General features: G+C 55.9%; 13 protein-coding genes and 1 pseudogene. 9 read left to right on the top strand and 5 right to left on the bottom strand.

The features are described 5' to 3' along the window. The first annotated feature begins 99 nt into the window (after positions 1-99). Entirely contained in the window at positions 100-1,854 is a 1,755-nt protein-coding gene (aceK, locus tag ACQY5R_RS04760; protein WP_428605179.1) for a bifunctional isocitrate dehydrogenase kinase/phosphatase, read from the top strand. Between the two features lie 72 nt (positions 1,855-1,926). Here the strand turns inward: aceK and ACQY5R_RS04765 are convergent, their stop codons facing one another. From ACQY5R_RS04765 to ACQY5R_RS04785, 5 genes and pseudogenes are all read right to left on the bottom strand, one after another. Then, a complete protein-coding gene (locus tag ACQY5R_RS04765; RefSeq protein ID WP_428605181.1) occupies positions 1,927-3,105 on the bottom strand; it encodes a pyridoxal-phosphate-dependent aminotransferase family protein in 1,179 nt (392 codons plus the stop codon). A 149-nt stretch (positions 3,106-3,254) separates the two neighbouring features. Next, positions 3,255-3,971 carry a type 1 glutamine amidotransferase gene (locus tag ACQY5R_RS04770; protein ID WP_428605184.1) on the bottom strand — a complete coding sequence of 239 codons (717 nt, stop codon included), beginning with the start codon at positions 3,969-3,971 and terminating at the stop codon, positions 3,255-3,257. Positions 3,972-4,089: 118 nt separating this feature from the next. Then, on the bottom strand, positions 4,090-5,307 hold the full coding sequence (gene arsJ / locus ACQY5R_RS04775; RefSeq protein WP_428605186.1) for an organoarsenical effux MFS transporter ArsJ: 1,218 nt from the start codon (positions 5,305-5,307) through the stop codon (positions 4,090-4,092). A 249-nt stretch (positions 5,308-5,556) separates the two neighbouring features. Then, positions 5,557-6,561 (bottom strand): annotated as a pseudogene (locus ACQY5R_RS04780) (ArsJ-associated glyceraldehyde-3-phosphate dehydrogenase). Between the two features lie 188 nt (positions 6,562-6,749). Further along, on the bottom strand, positions 6,750-7,094 hold the full coding sequence (locus tag ACQY5R_RS04785; protein ID WP_428605188.1) for a metalloregulator ArsR/SmtB family transcription factor: 345 nt from the start codon (positions 7,092-7,094) through the stop codon (positions 6,750-6,752). A 413-nt stretch (positions 7,095-7,507) separates the two neighbouring features. Between ACQY5R_RS04785 and ACQY5R_RS04790 the strand changes: the two genes are divergently transcribed. Genes ACQY5R_RS04790 through ACQY5R_RS04825 form a run of 8 tightly spaced genes read left to right on the top strand, consistent with a single transcriptional unit; the run spans position 7,508 to position 14,530 of the window. Next, on the top strand, positions 7,508-9,685 hold the full coding sequence (locus tag ACQY5R_RS04790; RefSeq protein ID WP_428605190.1) for a TonB-dependent receptor: 2,178 nt from the start codon (positions 7,508-7,510) through the stop codon (positions 9,683-9,685). Positions 9,686-9,696: 11 nt separating this feature from the next. Next, positions 9,697-10,521, top strand: coding sequence for a hypothetical protein (locus tag ACQY5R_RS04795; protein WP_428605192.1), 825 nt, complete (start codon positions 9,697-9,699; stop codon positions 10,519-10,521). Continuing rightward, positions 10,518-11,570 (top strand): 4Fe-4S binding protein, encoded by a 1,053-nt coding sequence (locus ACQY5R_RS04800; RefSeq protein WP_428605194.1) that lies wholly within the window; start codon positions 10,518-10,520, stop codon positions 11,568-11,570. Before ACQY5R_RS04795 ends, ACQY5R_RS04800 begins: the two co-directional genes overlap by 4 nt. After that, positions 11,567-12,271, top strand: coding sequence for a sulfite exporter TauE/SafE family protein (locus ACQY5R_RS04805; protein ID WP_428605196.1), 705 nt, complete (start codon positions 11,567-11,569; stop codon positions 12,269-12,271). Before ACQY5R_RS04800 ends, ACQY5R_RS04805 begins: the two co-directional genes overlap by 4 nt. After that, complete coding sequence (locus ACQY5R_RS04810; protein WP_428605198.1) at positions 12,268-12,930, top strand: MotA/TolQ/ExbB proton channel family protein; 663 nt, start codon at positions 12,268-12,270, stop codon at positions 12,928-12,930. The genes ACQY5R_RS04805 and ACQY5R_RS04810 overlap by 4 nt, the downstream gene beginning before the upstream one ends. After that, positions 12,920-13,321: an ExbD/TolR family protein gene (locus tag ACQY5R_RS04815; RefSeq protein WP_428605200.1), complete on the top strand. Its 402-nt coding sequence runs from the start codon at positions 12,920-12,922 to the stop codon at positions 13,319-13,321. The genes ACQY5R_RS04810 and ACQY5R_RS04815 overlap by 11 nt, the downstream gene beginning before the upstream one ends. Continuing rightward, positions 13,318-14,025: an energy transducer TonB gene (locus ACQY5R_RS04820; RefSeq protein ID WP_428605203.1), complete on the top strand. Its 708-nt coding sequence runs from the start codon at positions 13,318-13,320 to the stop codon at positions 14,023-14,025. Before ACQY5R_RS04815 ends, ACQY5R_RS04820 begins: the two co-directional genes overlap by 4 nt. A 31-nt stretch (positions 14,026-14,056) precedes the next feature. Beyond that, a complete protein-coding gene (locus ACQY5R_RS04825) occupies positions 14,057-14,530 on the top strand; it encodes a TlpA family protein disulfide reductase (RefSeq protein ID WP_428605206.1) in 474 nt (157 codons plus the stop codon).

Here is a 14,530-nt window from a genome sequence, read left to right on the forward strand (position 1 = left end):
GTCGATGGCGTTTACGGGTGGATCGAAATGAGTGCATTGAGTCAAAAAACGGTAGTAAATCAATTTGATCCGGGCCCGTGTTTACAGGAGTATGGGTACATGACAGATCTCGCACAGCAGCTTGCCCGTACTATCTTTACCGGTTTTGAACGTCATTTCTCCTTTTTTCAGGAGATTACCCGACAGGTGCGGCAAAGCTTTGAACAAGCCGATTGGGAGGCCATCAGGCAGGCGTCGGTGGACCGGATCAGTTTTTATGACCGTCGCGTACAGGAGGCGATCAGTAAGGTACGCTCTACGTTCGACGTGTCCCAGGTGGATGACGCCCTGTGGCAGCAGGTCAAGGCCCAGTACCAGCAGTTTCTGGTCAATTATCGGCGCCCGGAGTTGGCCGAAACCTTCTATAACTCCGTTTTCTGCAAAATGTTCGATCGTCAGTATTTCGATAATGACAAGATCTTTATCGAATCCGGCGTGGATCGGGAGGAGCTGACCCGGCGGGACCGGGTTTATATGTCGTTCCACCTGAAAGACGGCGGCCTGGAAACCTGTCTGCGCGAAATCCTCTCCGGCTTCTACTTCAGGATTCCGTATCAGGATATGGAGCGCGATATCCGCCACATCGCCAACGCCTTCCGCACCCGCTCACCTTTCGGACAGCACCCGGACGACGGTTTGCGTATCGATGTGCTGGAGGCGCCGTTTTACCGCAACAAGGCGGCGTACCTGATCGGCCGGGTGGTGTGCGGTGAAACCGTGCAGCCGCTGGTGCTGCCGCTGCTCAATTACCAGGGAAGCATTTTTGTCGACAGCTTGCTCACCACCAACGAAGAGGTGGAGGCGCTGTTCAGTTTTGCCCGCGCCTATTTTATGGCCAATAACTCGATTCCGGCGGCCACCGTCAGTTTCCTGCAGACCATCATGCCCAATAAGCCGCTGGCCGAACTCTATATGAGTATCGGTTTTCACAAACAGGCCAAGAATGAATTTTACCGGGATTTATTGAGTCATCTGCAAAACAGCAATGACCGGTTTATCGTGGCGCCGGGTGTGCGGGGATTGGTGATGATGGTGTTCACGCTCCCCTCCTACCCGTTTGTGTTCAAAGTGATCCGGGACCGATTCGCGCCGCAAAAGAATATTACCCATGCCCAGGTGAAAGAGCGTTACCTGCAGGTGAAACTGCATGACCGGGTGGGACGCATGGCGGATACCCTGGAGTTCTCCAAGACCGCGTTTCCCCGGGATCGCATCGATCCGGCCCTCATGGCGGAGCTGGAAGAGTCGATTCCATCGCAACTGGAGATGGATGGCGACAATGTGATTATCAATCACCTCTATATCGAGCACCGCATGACGCCGCTGGATATCTGCCTGGCGGACGGCTCGCCGGAGACGACCCGGACCATGCTGGATGATTGGGGATTGGCGATCAAACAGCTGATGGCGGCAGATATCTTCCCCGGCGATCTGCTGTTCAAGAACTTCGGTGTGACCCACCAGGGCAAGGTTGTGTTTTACGATTATGACGAAATCTGCAAGATGACCGAGTGTAACTTCCGTCAGATTCCGGCGCCGCGTACCCCTGAGGATGAGATGAGCAGCGAACCCTGGTATTCCGTCGCCGAAGATGATGTCTTTCCGGAAGAGTTCCTCACCTTCCTCAGCGCCAGCCCGCTGATTCGCAAGACGTTATTGGAGCTGCATCCCGATCTGTTTGACGCCCAGTACTGGCGCGAACGCCAGTTGGAGATCGGTCGCGGAATCCATGTCGATGTATTCCCTTATCCGCAGGATATCCGCTTTATCAACCTGCACCGCGAAGCGTTTGAGAAAAACAGCGTGACCGCTTAGCAGCGGTGGTGGAGCAGTTCGCGCTCACCTCAGTTGCGAGAAGAGGTGAGCGCGAACCGTATCAACCGGTGTTTAATCCAGTGCCTGCTGCATGGCCGCCAGTGCCACGCCCTGATTGATGTCGGCCCCCATGTCGGCGAGCACCGCTTCCAGGGCGCCGATGCAGAGCAGGATGTTCTCGGAACGGCTGGCGTGTCCCATCAACCCGATACGCCACACTTTACCGGCCAGGGCACCGAGGCCGGCGCCGAGCTCCAGGTTGTATTCATTGAGCAGACGGCTGCGGACCGCGGCGTCGTCCACGCCGTCGGGGATCGAGACGGCGTTGAGCTGGGGCAAGCGATCGGCTTCCTTGACGATAAAGGTGAGCCCCATCGCTTCCAGGCCGGCCCGCAATGCCAAGTGGTTTTTCCGGTGACGCGCCCAGGCATTCTCCAGACCCTCTTCCTGTAGCATCAACAGCGCTTCATGCAGACCGTACAGGGCATTGATCGGTGCGGTGTGGTGGTAGGCGCGCTTGGCACCGCCACCCCAGTAACCCATCACCAAGTTGAGGTCCATGAACCAGCTCTGCACCTTCTGTTGGCGGTTGCGGATCTTTTCCAGGGCGCGCTCGCTGAAGCTGACCGGCGACAGGCCGGGCGTACAGGAGAGGCACTTCTGGGTGCCGGAGTAGATGGCGTCGATATCCCACTCGTCCACCTTGACCGGCGTGCCGCCCAGGGAGGTGACGGCATCCACAATGGTGAGGCAGTTGTACTGATGCGCCAGCTTGACCAGGGTTTCCGCATCGGACTGGGCGCCGGTAGAGGTTTCGGCGTGCACAAAGGCGACGATACGGGCATCCGGATTGGCCTTCAGGGCCGCCTCCAGTTTGTTGGCGTCGACCGCCTCACCCCAGGTGTCTTCCACCATGATGGCATTACCGCCGCAACGCTCTACGTTCTCTTTCATGCGGCCGCCGAATACGCCGTTCTGGCAGACGATCACGGTGTCACCCGGTTCCACCAGATTGGCGAAACAGGTTTCCATGCCGGCGGAACCGGGAGCGGAGACCGGCATGGTGAGTTCATTTTTGGTCTGGAAGGCGTACTGCAGCAGCGCTTTCACCTCCTCCATCATCTGGATGAAAGCCGGATCCAGATGGCCGATGGTGGGCCGGGACATGGCCTCCAGGATACGCGGGTGGACGTCGGACGGACCGGGGCCCATCAGGGTGCGGACAGGGGGATTGAACGGGCGAAATTGCATAACTGTAGTCCTGCTGATTATCAGATTTGAAGACGATATCCGGGGGGGTATCGTCCGAAATTTATGGGTTCACGAAAGCGCGACAAGGCTGCATTCTAACCGAAACTGCCGTCTCCGCTAGCCCCGGGCGGGAAAAGTACCCAGGTAGTTTATCGGGAATTGGTCGTCACGCCGACCTGGCAGAGCCACCAGTCAAATAGGTTATCCGTCATTTGCCGCATGGCCGTGAGCTTTTGCGGCAGTTCATCCAGAATATTGCTTCGGTCCTGGATGCAAAGGGTAGGGTTGTCGACACAGGCTTCATAGCGTCCCACCCACTCTGCAACAATCTCCTCTGTCACTTCCGGGTGAAACTGCACTGCCAGACAGCCCCGATGCAGAAATCCCTGATTGCCGACACAGCCGTCGTTGAACAGCGGGATGGCGCCGCTGGGCAGGGTAAAGGTCTCTTCGTGCCACTCGAAGGCGTTGAAGCTTTCCGGTATCGGATTGCCGTTAAACAGTTTCCGGGCCTGTTCCGTGATCGAGATCGGATGCCAGCCGATCTGCAGAGAGGGGGCGGTATATACCTCGCCACCGAACGCCTTGCTGATCAGCTGCCCGCCAAAGCAGATGCCGAATACCGGTATCTCCCGTTCGGTGCAATCGTGCACCAAGGCGATCTCCCGGTCGATCCAGTCCTGGTTGCTGTTGACGCTGATCGGGGCGCCCAACAGAACGACCCCGGACAATTCATTGGCGGACGGTAACGGCTCGTCCGATTCGATACTGAAACGCTGATAGCCCACACTCCGCTGGTCCAGGTAATCACACAGATAACCGGGGCGACTGCAGGCGACGTGACTGACGATGAGGAGCGGCTTCATGGCTTCGTTTGCTTGTAGGACGGTGAGTCGCCGATCGTGGCGGACCATTTCGATTCAGAGCTTGGATGACGGGTGGAATGATAACAACCTATAAACCTTGTGGGTATAGCGGTACCGGTTAAACTGACTGACGCTTAAGATCCGGTAAGCCGGATGAGATCAGTGCGGCCAGCAGGACAAACAGGGTGGAGCCCCAGAGACAGCCGGTCAAGCCATACTGTTGATAGAGCCAACCGGAGCCGATCGTGCCGACCAGACGCCCGCCCGCATTGGCCATGTAATAGAAGCCCACATTCATCGCCACCCGGTCGTGATCGGAGTAGGCGAGGATCAGATAAGAGTGCAGGGCCGAGTTGATGGCAAACAGGATACCGAACAGAATCAGACCGATGATCAGGATCGGTGCGGGTGTGCCGCCCCGCATTAGCGCAACCGCCATCAAGGCCGGTGACAGGGCCAGGGCAAAGGCCCAGAAACGGGCTAGCCCGCCGTTGCCCTGTTGTCGCAGCAGGCGGGGGGCGCTGGCTTGTACCACGCCATAGCCGATGACCCATAACGACATAAAGCTGCCGATCTGCATGAAGGACCAGGCCAGTGTCTCGTAAAGGAAGACCGGTAGCCCGACCACGAACCAGATGTCCCGTGAACCGAACAGAAAAAAACGTGCCGCCGATAACCGGTTGATGGCGGGGATGGTGGAAAACACCTGAGTGAATTTCGGTTTTGCCTTCATCTTGCCGACCCCGGTCGGCAGCAGTAGGGCAGTGATGAGCAATACCAGCGCCAGCAGGCCGGCCAGCGTGCCGAGGGCGCTACGGAAGCCTAACTGTTCCAGCAGCAGCGCGCCGAGGAAGAAGCCGCCACCCTTCAATGCATTCTTGGAGCCGGTGAGCAGCGCTACCCATCGGAACAACTGGGACTCCCGGTCGCTGCTTACCAGTGTCTTGACCGAGGCCTTGGCCGACATCTTGTTCAGGTCCTTGGCGATGCCGGAGAGGGCCTGGGCAGCCATAACATAGGCGACACTGAGCCAACTGTCCGGCGCCATCAGGGCGCTGAGAGCCAGCACCTGCAGTCCCATACCGATCTGCATGGTGAGATTGAGACCGATGCGCGCCCCTAGCCAGCCACCCACCAGATTGGTCACAATGCCGAAGAACTCGTAAAACAGGAACAGCATCGCCACTTCAAACGGCGAATAACCGAGTAGGTGGAAATGGAGCACAACCAGCATGCGGATAGCGCCGTCGGTGATCGTGAAGGCCCAATAGCCGGCGGTAACCACCAGGTAGTGGAAGTGTGAGGTGCGGGGTGTGAAGTTTGATGTGGGTGGCATCAGTTCATTCTTTGCGTTTTGGTTTGTCCATCAAAAATTAGCCGCGAATGAACGCAAATGAACACGAATAATGCTTTTTGTTAAAGCCGCTTCGTTTTTGATTCCAGCGACCACCACTCGTTTTTGGAGATAGACCTCCCCTTTGAATCGAGCACGATTCATCCTTATAACCCTTTGCGTGTATTCATGTTCATTCCATCCTCAGGTCCGTAAACGGTACGTCCCTGTATCGCTCCTCGCGGCTATTTTTTACCTCAAGCTTGCAGCGACCTTTGTCGCCAGATCAATCAGTCGGTTTACATAACCCCACTCATTGTCATACCAGGCGTAGACCTTTACCTGGGTGCCGTCGATAACCAGGGTGGATAGCGCGTCGACAATGGCGGAACGGGGATCGCCGCGGTAATCGCTGGAGACCAGCGGGCGCTCCTCGTAGCCGAGGATGCCGTTGAGCTCCCCTGCGGCGGCTTCACGAAAATACCCATTGACCTCGTCGACTTCGACCGGTCGTGCTGTCTCCACCACCAGATCGGTCAATGAGGCGTTGAGCAGCGGCACCCGTACCGCCAAACCATTCAGGCGTCCTTCCAGTTCCGGGAAGATCTTGCCAATCGCCTTGGCCGACCCGGTGCTGGTGGGAATCAGCGAACTGCCTCAGGCGCGGGCACGGCGCAGATCCTTGTGGCCTTTGTCGATGATGGTCTGGGTGTTGGTGATGTCGTGGATGGTAGTCATGCAACCGTGCAGGATGCCGATCCGTTCATGCAGCACCTTGATGACCGGTGCCAGGCAGTTGGTGGTGCAGGAAGCTGCGGTCAGCAGATGGTGCCGCTTGGGATCGTAAAGGTGGTCGTTGATGCCGTAGACCAGATTCAATGCCCCTTCGGTCGGCGCCGCAACGATGACCTTTTTCACCCCCTGTCGAAAATAGGCGTCGAGGCTGGCCGGTTGTTTATGGTGCCGTCCGGTCGCCTCGATCACGATGTCGCACCCGGACCAATCGACAGCGGCGATCTCCGGGTGGCGGCTGTAGGCGATCGGTTGGTCGTCCACGGACAGGTAATCGCCGTTTCCTTCACAGCGGGCGGCAAACTGACCATGGATAGAGTCGAATTTTAAAAGATGCGCCGAGCAGGCGGCATCGCCGGCGATCTCGTTAATTCGAACGAACTCCAATTTGTCATGGCCCCAGGCGACGCGTAATCCGAGCCTTCCCATGCGTCCAAACCCGTTGATACCGATACGTGCATTCATGGTTTGGTGTTCCGGAAGGTTGGATCAATGGATCGATGTGAGTGATCAACGTGATGTGCGCGTGCCATGGGGATAGTCCTGTCAGTTTTGTCGAACCGTTGTTTGTCGGGTATTTAAAGATTATCAGAAATATATGTTATTCCATATGTTATCGTTGTGATATTTCCCGGATATGACAGCGTGGCCGGTCAGTTGCAGCAGGTTGTGCCGGCTGTTTCAGCCAGGCGACGCCGGTCATCGGTATAGGGTTTTTTGGTTTCGCAGCCGTTCAGCAGATGGGTAATGGCCTGGCTGCTCCAGGTAGGCAGTTCCGGGTTCATTCGGTAATGCATCCAAGTTCCATCCCTTCTGGCATTGATCAAACCGGTGTCGCGCAGGGTCTTCAGGTGGCGGGATATCTTTGGCTGATGCGACTCCAGCGCACTGACCAGATCGCACACACAGAGTTCGCCCGCGTGGCTGAGCAAATTAACGACACGCAGTCTTGTCTGATCGGCAAGCGCGCTGAGGAGTTGGTTTGGGTCAAGTTTCATGCGCCAATTATATATGGATATAAATATATAAAAACAGATTTCAGATACACCCTGGTTGTCTTAATCCGTTATTTTCCCGCAGCGATGGCCTCTTGAGATGGAGTCGTTGCGGCATGTAAGCCGCGATTATTTGTGCCAATTAACCCATTCAGTGGGTTGTTTAACCCAGCGCGACATAAAGTAACCACAGGTGTTTTTTACTAAGTTAATGAATAGTAAGTAATAACTACCTGCGTTCGTAAAGTGGCCGGGAAAATCTCGCTGAACATCCCCTTCTCGGCCCCTTACAATTCAACCGTGAAATTTAAAGGGAATTATCGGTCACCGGCAGCGGAAGTTTCGTGTGCCAGCGGGTAATTGTATTGATCCGCTTGTGCCTCCCCTTGGTCATTCCGACAGGTTGCAAAGCAGTTATGCCTATCAATAAATATAACCATCTTCTCAAATCCACCTTAACCTTTTCCTTGTTAGTCGTCAGTCACGCCCTCTATGCCGTGGATACCCAGAGCGACGATACCGATGCGCTTGCGGATGATGCGGTGGACACCATTAGTGTGACGGCGTCGCGCATAGCGCGCGGAACCAAAGAGGTGCCGGCGGCAATCAATGTCGTGGATGCCAAGCGTATCGATGCCGAGAAGATGCAAAATATCAAAGATGCCGTCCGGGGCACTCCCGGCGTGCTGATCGATTCAAACAGCGGCGGTTACTCTTCACGTTTGATCATTCGCGGTGCCGGACAAAAGGCCAATTACGGTGTGCGTGAAATCATGGTGATTCGTGACGGTGTACCGATGACCGACCCGGATAGCTTCTCGCGCTTCGATTTTATCGATACCCAGGATATTGAGCGTATTGAGATTACCAAAGGGCCCGGTTCACTGTATGGCAGCGGTTCATCGGGCGGTACGATCCAGATTATCTCCAAGTCGGTCTTCGACGTGGATGGTAATCGGGTAAAAGTCGGGATCGGCGAAGAGGGGCAGGAGAACCTGCATTTTCGCTACAGTCAGGAGTTGAACGACAGCAACACCGTATTAGTGACCGGCTCGCACCGGGCGGCGGATAACGGGTGGCGGGAATGGAATGAGTTCGATACCCAGCAATTAAGTTTGAAGCATGGTTTGATGCTGGAAAACGGCGCCACGCTAGAGACGGAACTGAGCTACTCACAGGCAGACTTGCAGTTACCCGCGTCGTTGACCGAAAGTGAGTTTGAAGCGTATCGGTCAAGTGGTGAACAACGTAACACCAGTAGTCAATGGCAGAACAGTGGGCGTTACTCGACTATCTGGTTTTTTAACAGTCGCTACGAACAAGAGTTTGGCAACCTGGTTTTCAAACCCCGCGTCTACTTCAATAATTGGGATCACTATCACCCGGTGACGGGCGCAATCAATGACAACCCCGGCACCAACGTATTGGGCACAGATATTGAGTTTGCCTATAAACATAATCTGCTGGGTGTAAGCACCCTGGTCGGCGGTGTGACGGCGCGTCTGGATAAAACCGATGGTGCGGAAAAGTATCGGTATGCCGATATCGTCACCACACCGTATGACCCACCGGGTCCGGCGCCGGTGGTGGATCAAATCGTACGCACGTTATCAGATCGCAAGGGGAGCTTGTTATCCACGGAAGATGCGGCCAACACCCTGTTTGGTTTGTTCATGCAGGAGACGGTACGCCCCACCGACAGATTGACCATCGATGCCGGGTTTCGTTTTGACCGGATGAATTTCGATATCGAAGAGATAGCCTACGGCGAATATAGCTGGAGTACGAAAAGCTACAGTACTTTTGCCATGCCGGTTACGACCAAAACCGATGCCACCTTCGATCTCTTTTCTCCCAAACTGGGTGCTACGTATGCCTTGAATCGCACCTATAGCCTTTACGGCATGGTTGCGCAGTCCGGTCAAGTACCCTCCGAGTCTGAGATACAGAGCAATCCCAACCTGGACGCGGCGACGGCGACCAACATGGAGGTCGGTCTTAAAGCCAGAGCAAAGGATTGGTCGCTGGATCTGTCCGTTTACCGGACCACCGTCAGTGATGAAATTGTGTCCGTTCTACAGCCCAGCGGACAGAGCGAATTTCAGAATGCCGGTGAAACCTTGAAAAAGGGTTTGGAGTTGAGCGGCAAGGTGGCACTGGGCCGGTATTTTTGGCTGGGCGCCAACTACGCCTACAGTGATTACCGGTTTGAGGATTTCAAGGAACTGGTCAGAACCGGTGCAACGTTGAATGCCGTGGATCGCTCCGGGAATCAGACGCCCTTCGTGCCCAATCATCAATTCAGTCTGAGCCTGGATTACGATCATCCATCCGGCTTTAAGGCACGTCTCCAGACTGACAGTTGGGGCAGTTACTACATGGATAACGCTAATACGGAAAAGTATGACGGTTACGATTTTCTCACCAGTCTGATGGTCGGTTATGAAACGGGTCCCCACGCCATTTCGCTCAATGTGGATAACCTGTTCGACAAGCGTTACGCCACTGAAGTGAAGAAGGATACCAGTGGCAATAAGACCTACTATGCCGGTGCCCCCCGGGCCGCCATGCTGACCTATACCTACCGTTTTTAAGGGGATGCCCAATGATCTCCGTGAATTGTCGCTGGCTTGGTGTGGGGTTGATGCTACTGGCCGTCAACACAATCGATATCGCCTATGCACAGACCGCCCATAAGGAAGAGATAGCCGGGAAAAAACAGGCGATGCCGGCCATGTCGCATCAGCGCGGAGCAAAAAAACTGGTGTTGGTTAATGCGGAAGGAGCGGTAGTGACGTTATGGAAGCCGGACTTGAGTACCCGTCCTCTCACCGCAAAGATGGGCCGGGTGACGCTGCCACCAACCGGCATGGATAACTACCATGCGGTGGTGGTGGAGCGGGACTGGGGTCGTTCATTTGATGCTCTGGTTCGCTACGAGTATCTACGAGGCAAACCCAGCGGCGAAAGCCCGCGCAAACTCACGACAGCGGTAAAGACGCCACTGGAGATTGTGCCCGACCCGATACCCCGGGAGCATCACCGTTACTACTCAGGTGCCGAAGCGGGGTTTATTGTGCGTTATCGGCAACAGCCCTTGGCTAATCAAGCCGTCACGCTGCAGACCAGCCATGGCAGCCTGGTCACGGCGACCTCGGATGATGTGGGGCGCGTAGTACTGACCATACCAGACGACTTCCCGGATGTGATTGCTGGGCAGCGGGACCTACGCAGTGCGGAACTAAGTATCCAGACCGAATACCAGGCCGATGCGGTCCACTACACCAGCGCCTTGACGGCGGCGTATCGGCTGTCTCCCGAACATTGGCAGTCAAAACCTTGGGGTTTCGCCGTGGCCGGCGCCGGATTCATCTTTGGCGGCCTGGTAACCAGGCGGGTTGCCCGCAACAAGGGGAGGGGGACGCAATGAATCCGCTGAAAAACCTGTCACTCCTGCGCAAATTGGTTCAACTCAGTGCGTTTCTCCTGTTGGTGTATGGCAGTGGCCTGGGCGCCTATTATTTGGCAGACAAGATCAGCGGTGCACTGCCGGCGTTAAGTTGTGCCTACGATTTGAACGGGTCCGATATCTGCACACTGATTCCCTTTCAGCATCAGATGGATCACCGGCTTGGGCCGGTAATTAGCGAGGGTGGCGATGTGCTCAAGGCGTTGCTGCCAACACTGATTACACTGGGTACATTCCTGGTTTTTTTCGTCGTCCTGAATAAGGCGTTCTGTGGCTGGATCTGTCCCCTCGGTACTTTCCAGGAACTGATTAAGCTAATCGGTCAGAAGTTGGGATTGCAGCGGATCGAATCCGTGGATCCACGACTGGTGCAGAAGATGCGACCGGTAAAGTGGGCGGTTCTCGGTCTCCTGGTGTTCGGTTTTCCCCTGCTGACCGGTCTGGGTTATCTCAATCATGACCTGGGGGACCCGTTCTGCAAGATCTGTCCCAGCCGGATCCTAACCACTTTGGCCAACGGTGATGCCAGTGAATTGGTGGTGGATACGGCGAGTACCACGACGATCATCTTTTCGCTGATTGCCGATTTCCTGTTTGGTCTGATGCTGGCGCTGGCGCTGACGGTTCGCCAACCCTTCTGTCGTATCTGCCCCATGTTGGCGCTGCATGCCGTGTTCAGGAAGGTGGGCCTGCTGCGCTTGGTCAAACAGGCTTCTCCCCGCTGCGGTAAATGCGGGCTGTGCGCCAAGGCGTGTCCGATGGATATCAAAGAGATCCATACGGAGATGGTCAAGCAGGATGTGACTTTTGAAGACTGTACGCTTTGTGGGCGCTGTGTGGAGTTTTGTCCGGACAAGGATGTGCTGAAGCTGAAATATGCCACATTCCCGTTGTTCAGTGCCGATCCGCGCTATTTCAAAGTACGTAAAAAAGCCCAGACCGCTTGGGAAAAGAACACATTGCGTTCGCGACTTGCCAAGTCAAAACCGCACGGAGTGACGGAGCCATGATGCCGCTTGAACCGGTGGTACTCAGTTTCAGTGCTGTGTTTTTGCTGGGGTTGGGATTTGGTTCGGGACCCTGCAATATCGCCTGCCTGCCCTATCTGGGACCGGTGTTTGTGGCCACCGGAGATGGAGTCAGCAAGGCGTGGCATATTCTGTTGCCGTTCTCGGCAGGGCGACTGAGCGGTTATGCGCTGCTGGGTACCTTTTCCGGCTTGCTTGGCTTGATGGTTCAGGACTGGATCGCCGCTCCATGGGTGCGCTGGATATTGGGAGGCGCCACGCTGGCGGTAGCTTTTTCATTGATCTGGCGGAGGTATAAGCGGAACTCGGGTTGCCGCGCCGGTCATCGAAACGCCCGTTCGATGGCGGTGGCGCCACCCGTTCCCACGGAGTTAGCCGGTGCACTGCCCAGTGGTCTGTTTCTCATGGGGGCGGGCATGGCGCTGAATCCCTGCGCACCACTCAGTACGGTGATGCTGGCCGCGGCCACAACAGGTAGCGCCAAGGCGGGAATGCTGCTCGGAGTCGGTTTTGGTATCGGAGCGGTGTTTGTCCCTACGCTGATATTTACCTTGGGCGTGGCCCACTTTGGCCAGCAACTAAAACAGCATATGAGTCGCTGGGGGAGTGTTCTGGAAAACGCCAGTGTGGGATTGCTGCTATTGATGGGGACGGGCACGGCGTTGGGGTGGATAGCACCATGAACATGGCGGAGTTGATAACGAAAGGCGGTCCGGTAGTCTGGATTCTGATCGGCTATTCGGCGATCGGTTTGGCCATAGTCCTGGAGCGCTCCTTGCTGTTCCTAAGGCAGCGCAGATTGCCGCAATCATTGCAGGATCAGCTGGGGCGCCTGCTGGATCATCCGAGGGAGTTGGGCGAGTCGGGAGCCAGGTCAGGACCCGAGTACCGCATTGTAGCCGCGGTTATTTCAGCGGACAGCAAAGGGGTGGAAGATCTCCGTAGCGTGGGCAATCGTGTGAGAGGCCATGAGCTGCAGCGCATGGAGTACGGATTACGCACGCTGGGTATTCTAGGCAATACGGCGCCCCTACTGGGCTTGCTGGGGACCATCACCGGTATGATCAAGGCGTTCATGGTGATCGAACAGGCCGGAGGCAAGGTGGATGCGCAGGCATTGGCGGGCGGTATTTGGGAAGCGATGATCACTACCGGCGTGGGACTGGCGGTGGCTATTCCGCTGCTTATCTTACTGCATTTTCTCGAGGGTGCGGTTGAGCGCCGCAATCAGTCGATGGAAACCACTATAGCGCTACTACTGGAGCGTCGATGCAACGTACCGTCCTATCAAGACGCTTCGGAACAGCCCCATCAGTGGGAAGGGATTACCGATGGGGTGTGAACCACGGCGCCATTCCAATGTGGTGCTCAATTTGACGCCGCTGATCGATATTGTATTTCTGCTGCTGGTGTTTTTTATGTTAACCGCACATTTTATCGAGGAGGAGCGGATCGACATCCAACTGCCACAGGCCAGCAGCAGCGATCCGCTGGAGAATGATCAGTATGTAACAGTAGTGCTGACGCCGGATGGACAACTGCTGGTAGACGGAAACAAGACGTCGTTGAACGAATTGACAGAGGTGTTGCGTGGTGCGCTACATGCTCCCGGAAAGCAATATGTACGGTTGAAGGGAGACCGGCAGGCCAATTTTGGCAAGGCGGTACAGATTATCGATGCCGCCCGTCTGGCGGGTGCGGATGCCCTGGATATTCAAACAGAGAAGCCGTGATTTCACGGGACATTAATTGGCGCCTGTTTGCCCTGTTCGGCTCGGTCGTTATCCATATCCTGGTAATCATGGATCTGTGGCAAAACCGGGTGATGACGGCACCCGAAACGGCTGTGCCGCCCACACCCACCTCGGTACGGATCAGTTTTTCTGCACCGGAGCCGATGGCGGAACCCGCGCCGGAACCTAAACTCAAACCGGAACCGGAACCAAAACCGAAGCCGAAACCTGAGTCAAAGCCGGAACCGAAGCCGAAGCCGAAACCGAAGCTGGAACCCAAACCAAATCCGCCCATTAAACCGCTAGATCGAATGCGCGAGGAAGTGTCCGAAGAAAAGACGCCGCAGGTGGCAACGCAACCGATGGAGGCACCTGCGCTCCCGTTGGCGGAAATTCCACAACAGCTTGATCGGGCCGGTTTGAAAGATAGCTATATTGAGCAGTTACTACGCCATATCGAGCGGTATAAGCACTATCCGATGCCGGCGCGCAAACGGGGAATCGAAGGGTTAGTGAAGGTGAGTTTTGTACTGGCTGAAAACAGCCAGATTACCGATCTGCGAATCGAAGGGGGACATCGCTTGCTCAACAAAGCAACCCGAACGGCGTTGCAAAAGGCCTTGCCGTTGCCCCGCTCGCCGCAAGCGTTAGCTTTACCGATCAGGCTGGCCTTCAACTTAAGCTACTCGCTGTCCGGTGAATAGGGTCGCGATGACGGGATCAATCATCAGAATCATGGCAGGTATGGGATGGCTGCTGGCGGTGTTCCTGCATCAACCCATGGTGTGGGCGGGTGATCTGCCGCTCCGCGACTCGCAGGGTATCGTGCACAATTTCTCCGAGTTTCAGGGCAAATGGGTGTTGGTCAACTACTGGGCAACCTGGTGTACCCCCTGCCTGGAAGAGATTCCGGAACTGGTCCGCTTTCACGCCGAGCACAAAGAGACCGATGCCGTGGTCGTCGGTATCAATAGGGAAGATCTGGATTGGGAAGCGTTGATCTTCTTCATCAATGAGGTCGGCATCAATTATCCCGTCTGGACTTCGCCGCCGTCTGCGCAGACGGTGCTGGGGCCGGTTACCGGATTACCCACTTCGTTCCTGATCTCCCCGCAGGGAGAGGTGGTTGCCCGGCAGATGGGAAAGGTATCAAAGGCTATGCTCGAGCGCTTTATCGCCCGTCAGCGGGATATCCGCGCGGACGATTAG

This window comes from Sedimenticola sp., assembly GCF_050289425.1.
Taxonomy (GTDB): Bacteria; Pseudomonadota; Gammaproteobacteria; order Chromatiales; family Chromatiaceae; genus Sedimenticola.

Bases quoted from the DNA above. Each gene is read 5' to 3' on its own strand.
- aceK (WP_428605179.1), top strand. From the start codon at position 100: ATGACAGATCTCGCACAGCAGCTTGCCCGTACTATCTTTACCGGTTTT.
- ACQY5R_RS04765 (WP_428605181.1), bottom strand. From the start codon at position 3,105: ATGCAATTTCGCCCGTTCAATCCCCCTGTCCGCACCCTGATGGGCCCC.
- ACQY5R_RS04770 (WP_428605184.1), bottom strand. From the start codon at position 3,971: ATGAAGCCGCTCCTCATCGTCAGTCACGTCGCCTGCAGTCGCCCCGGT.
- arsJ (WP_428605186.1), bottom strand. From the start codon at position 5,307: ATGCCACCCACATCAAACTTCACACCCCGCACCTCACACTTCCACTAC.
- ACQY5R_RS04785 (WP_428605188.1), bottom strand. From the start codon at position 7,094: ATGAAACTTGACCCAAACCAACTCCTCAGCGCGCTTGCCGATCAGACA.
- ACQY5R_RS04790 (WP_428605190.1), top strand. From the start codon at position 7,508: ATGCCTATCAATAAATATAACCATCTTCTCAAATCCACCTTAACCTTT.
- ACQY5R_RS04795 (WP_428605192.1), top strand. From the start codon at position 9,697: ATGATCTCCGTGAATTGTCGCTGGCTTGGTGTGGGGTTGATGCTACTG.
- ACQY5R_RS04800 (WP_428605194.1), top strand. From the start codon at position 10,518: ATGAATCCGCTGAAAAACCTGTCACTCCTGCGCAAATTGGTTCAACTC.
- ACQY5R_RS04805 (WP_428605196.1), top strand. From the start codon at position 11,567: ATGATGCCGCTTGAACCGGTGGTACTCAGTTTCAGTGCTGTGTTTTTG.
- ACQY5R_RS04810 (WP_428605198.1), top strand. From the start codon at position 12,268: ATGAACATGGCGGAGTTGATAACGAAAGGCGGTCCGGTAGTCTGGATT.
- ACQY5R_RS04815 (WP_428605200.1), top strand. From the start codon at position 12,920: ATGGGGTGTGAACCACGGCGCCATTCCAATGTGGTGCTCAATTTGACG.
- ACQY5R_RS04825 (WP_428605206.1), top strand. From the start codon at position 14,057: ATGGCAGGTATGGGATGGCTGCTGGCGGTGTTCCTGCATCAACCCATG.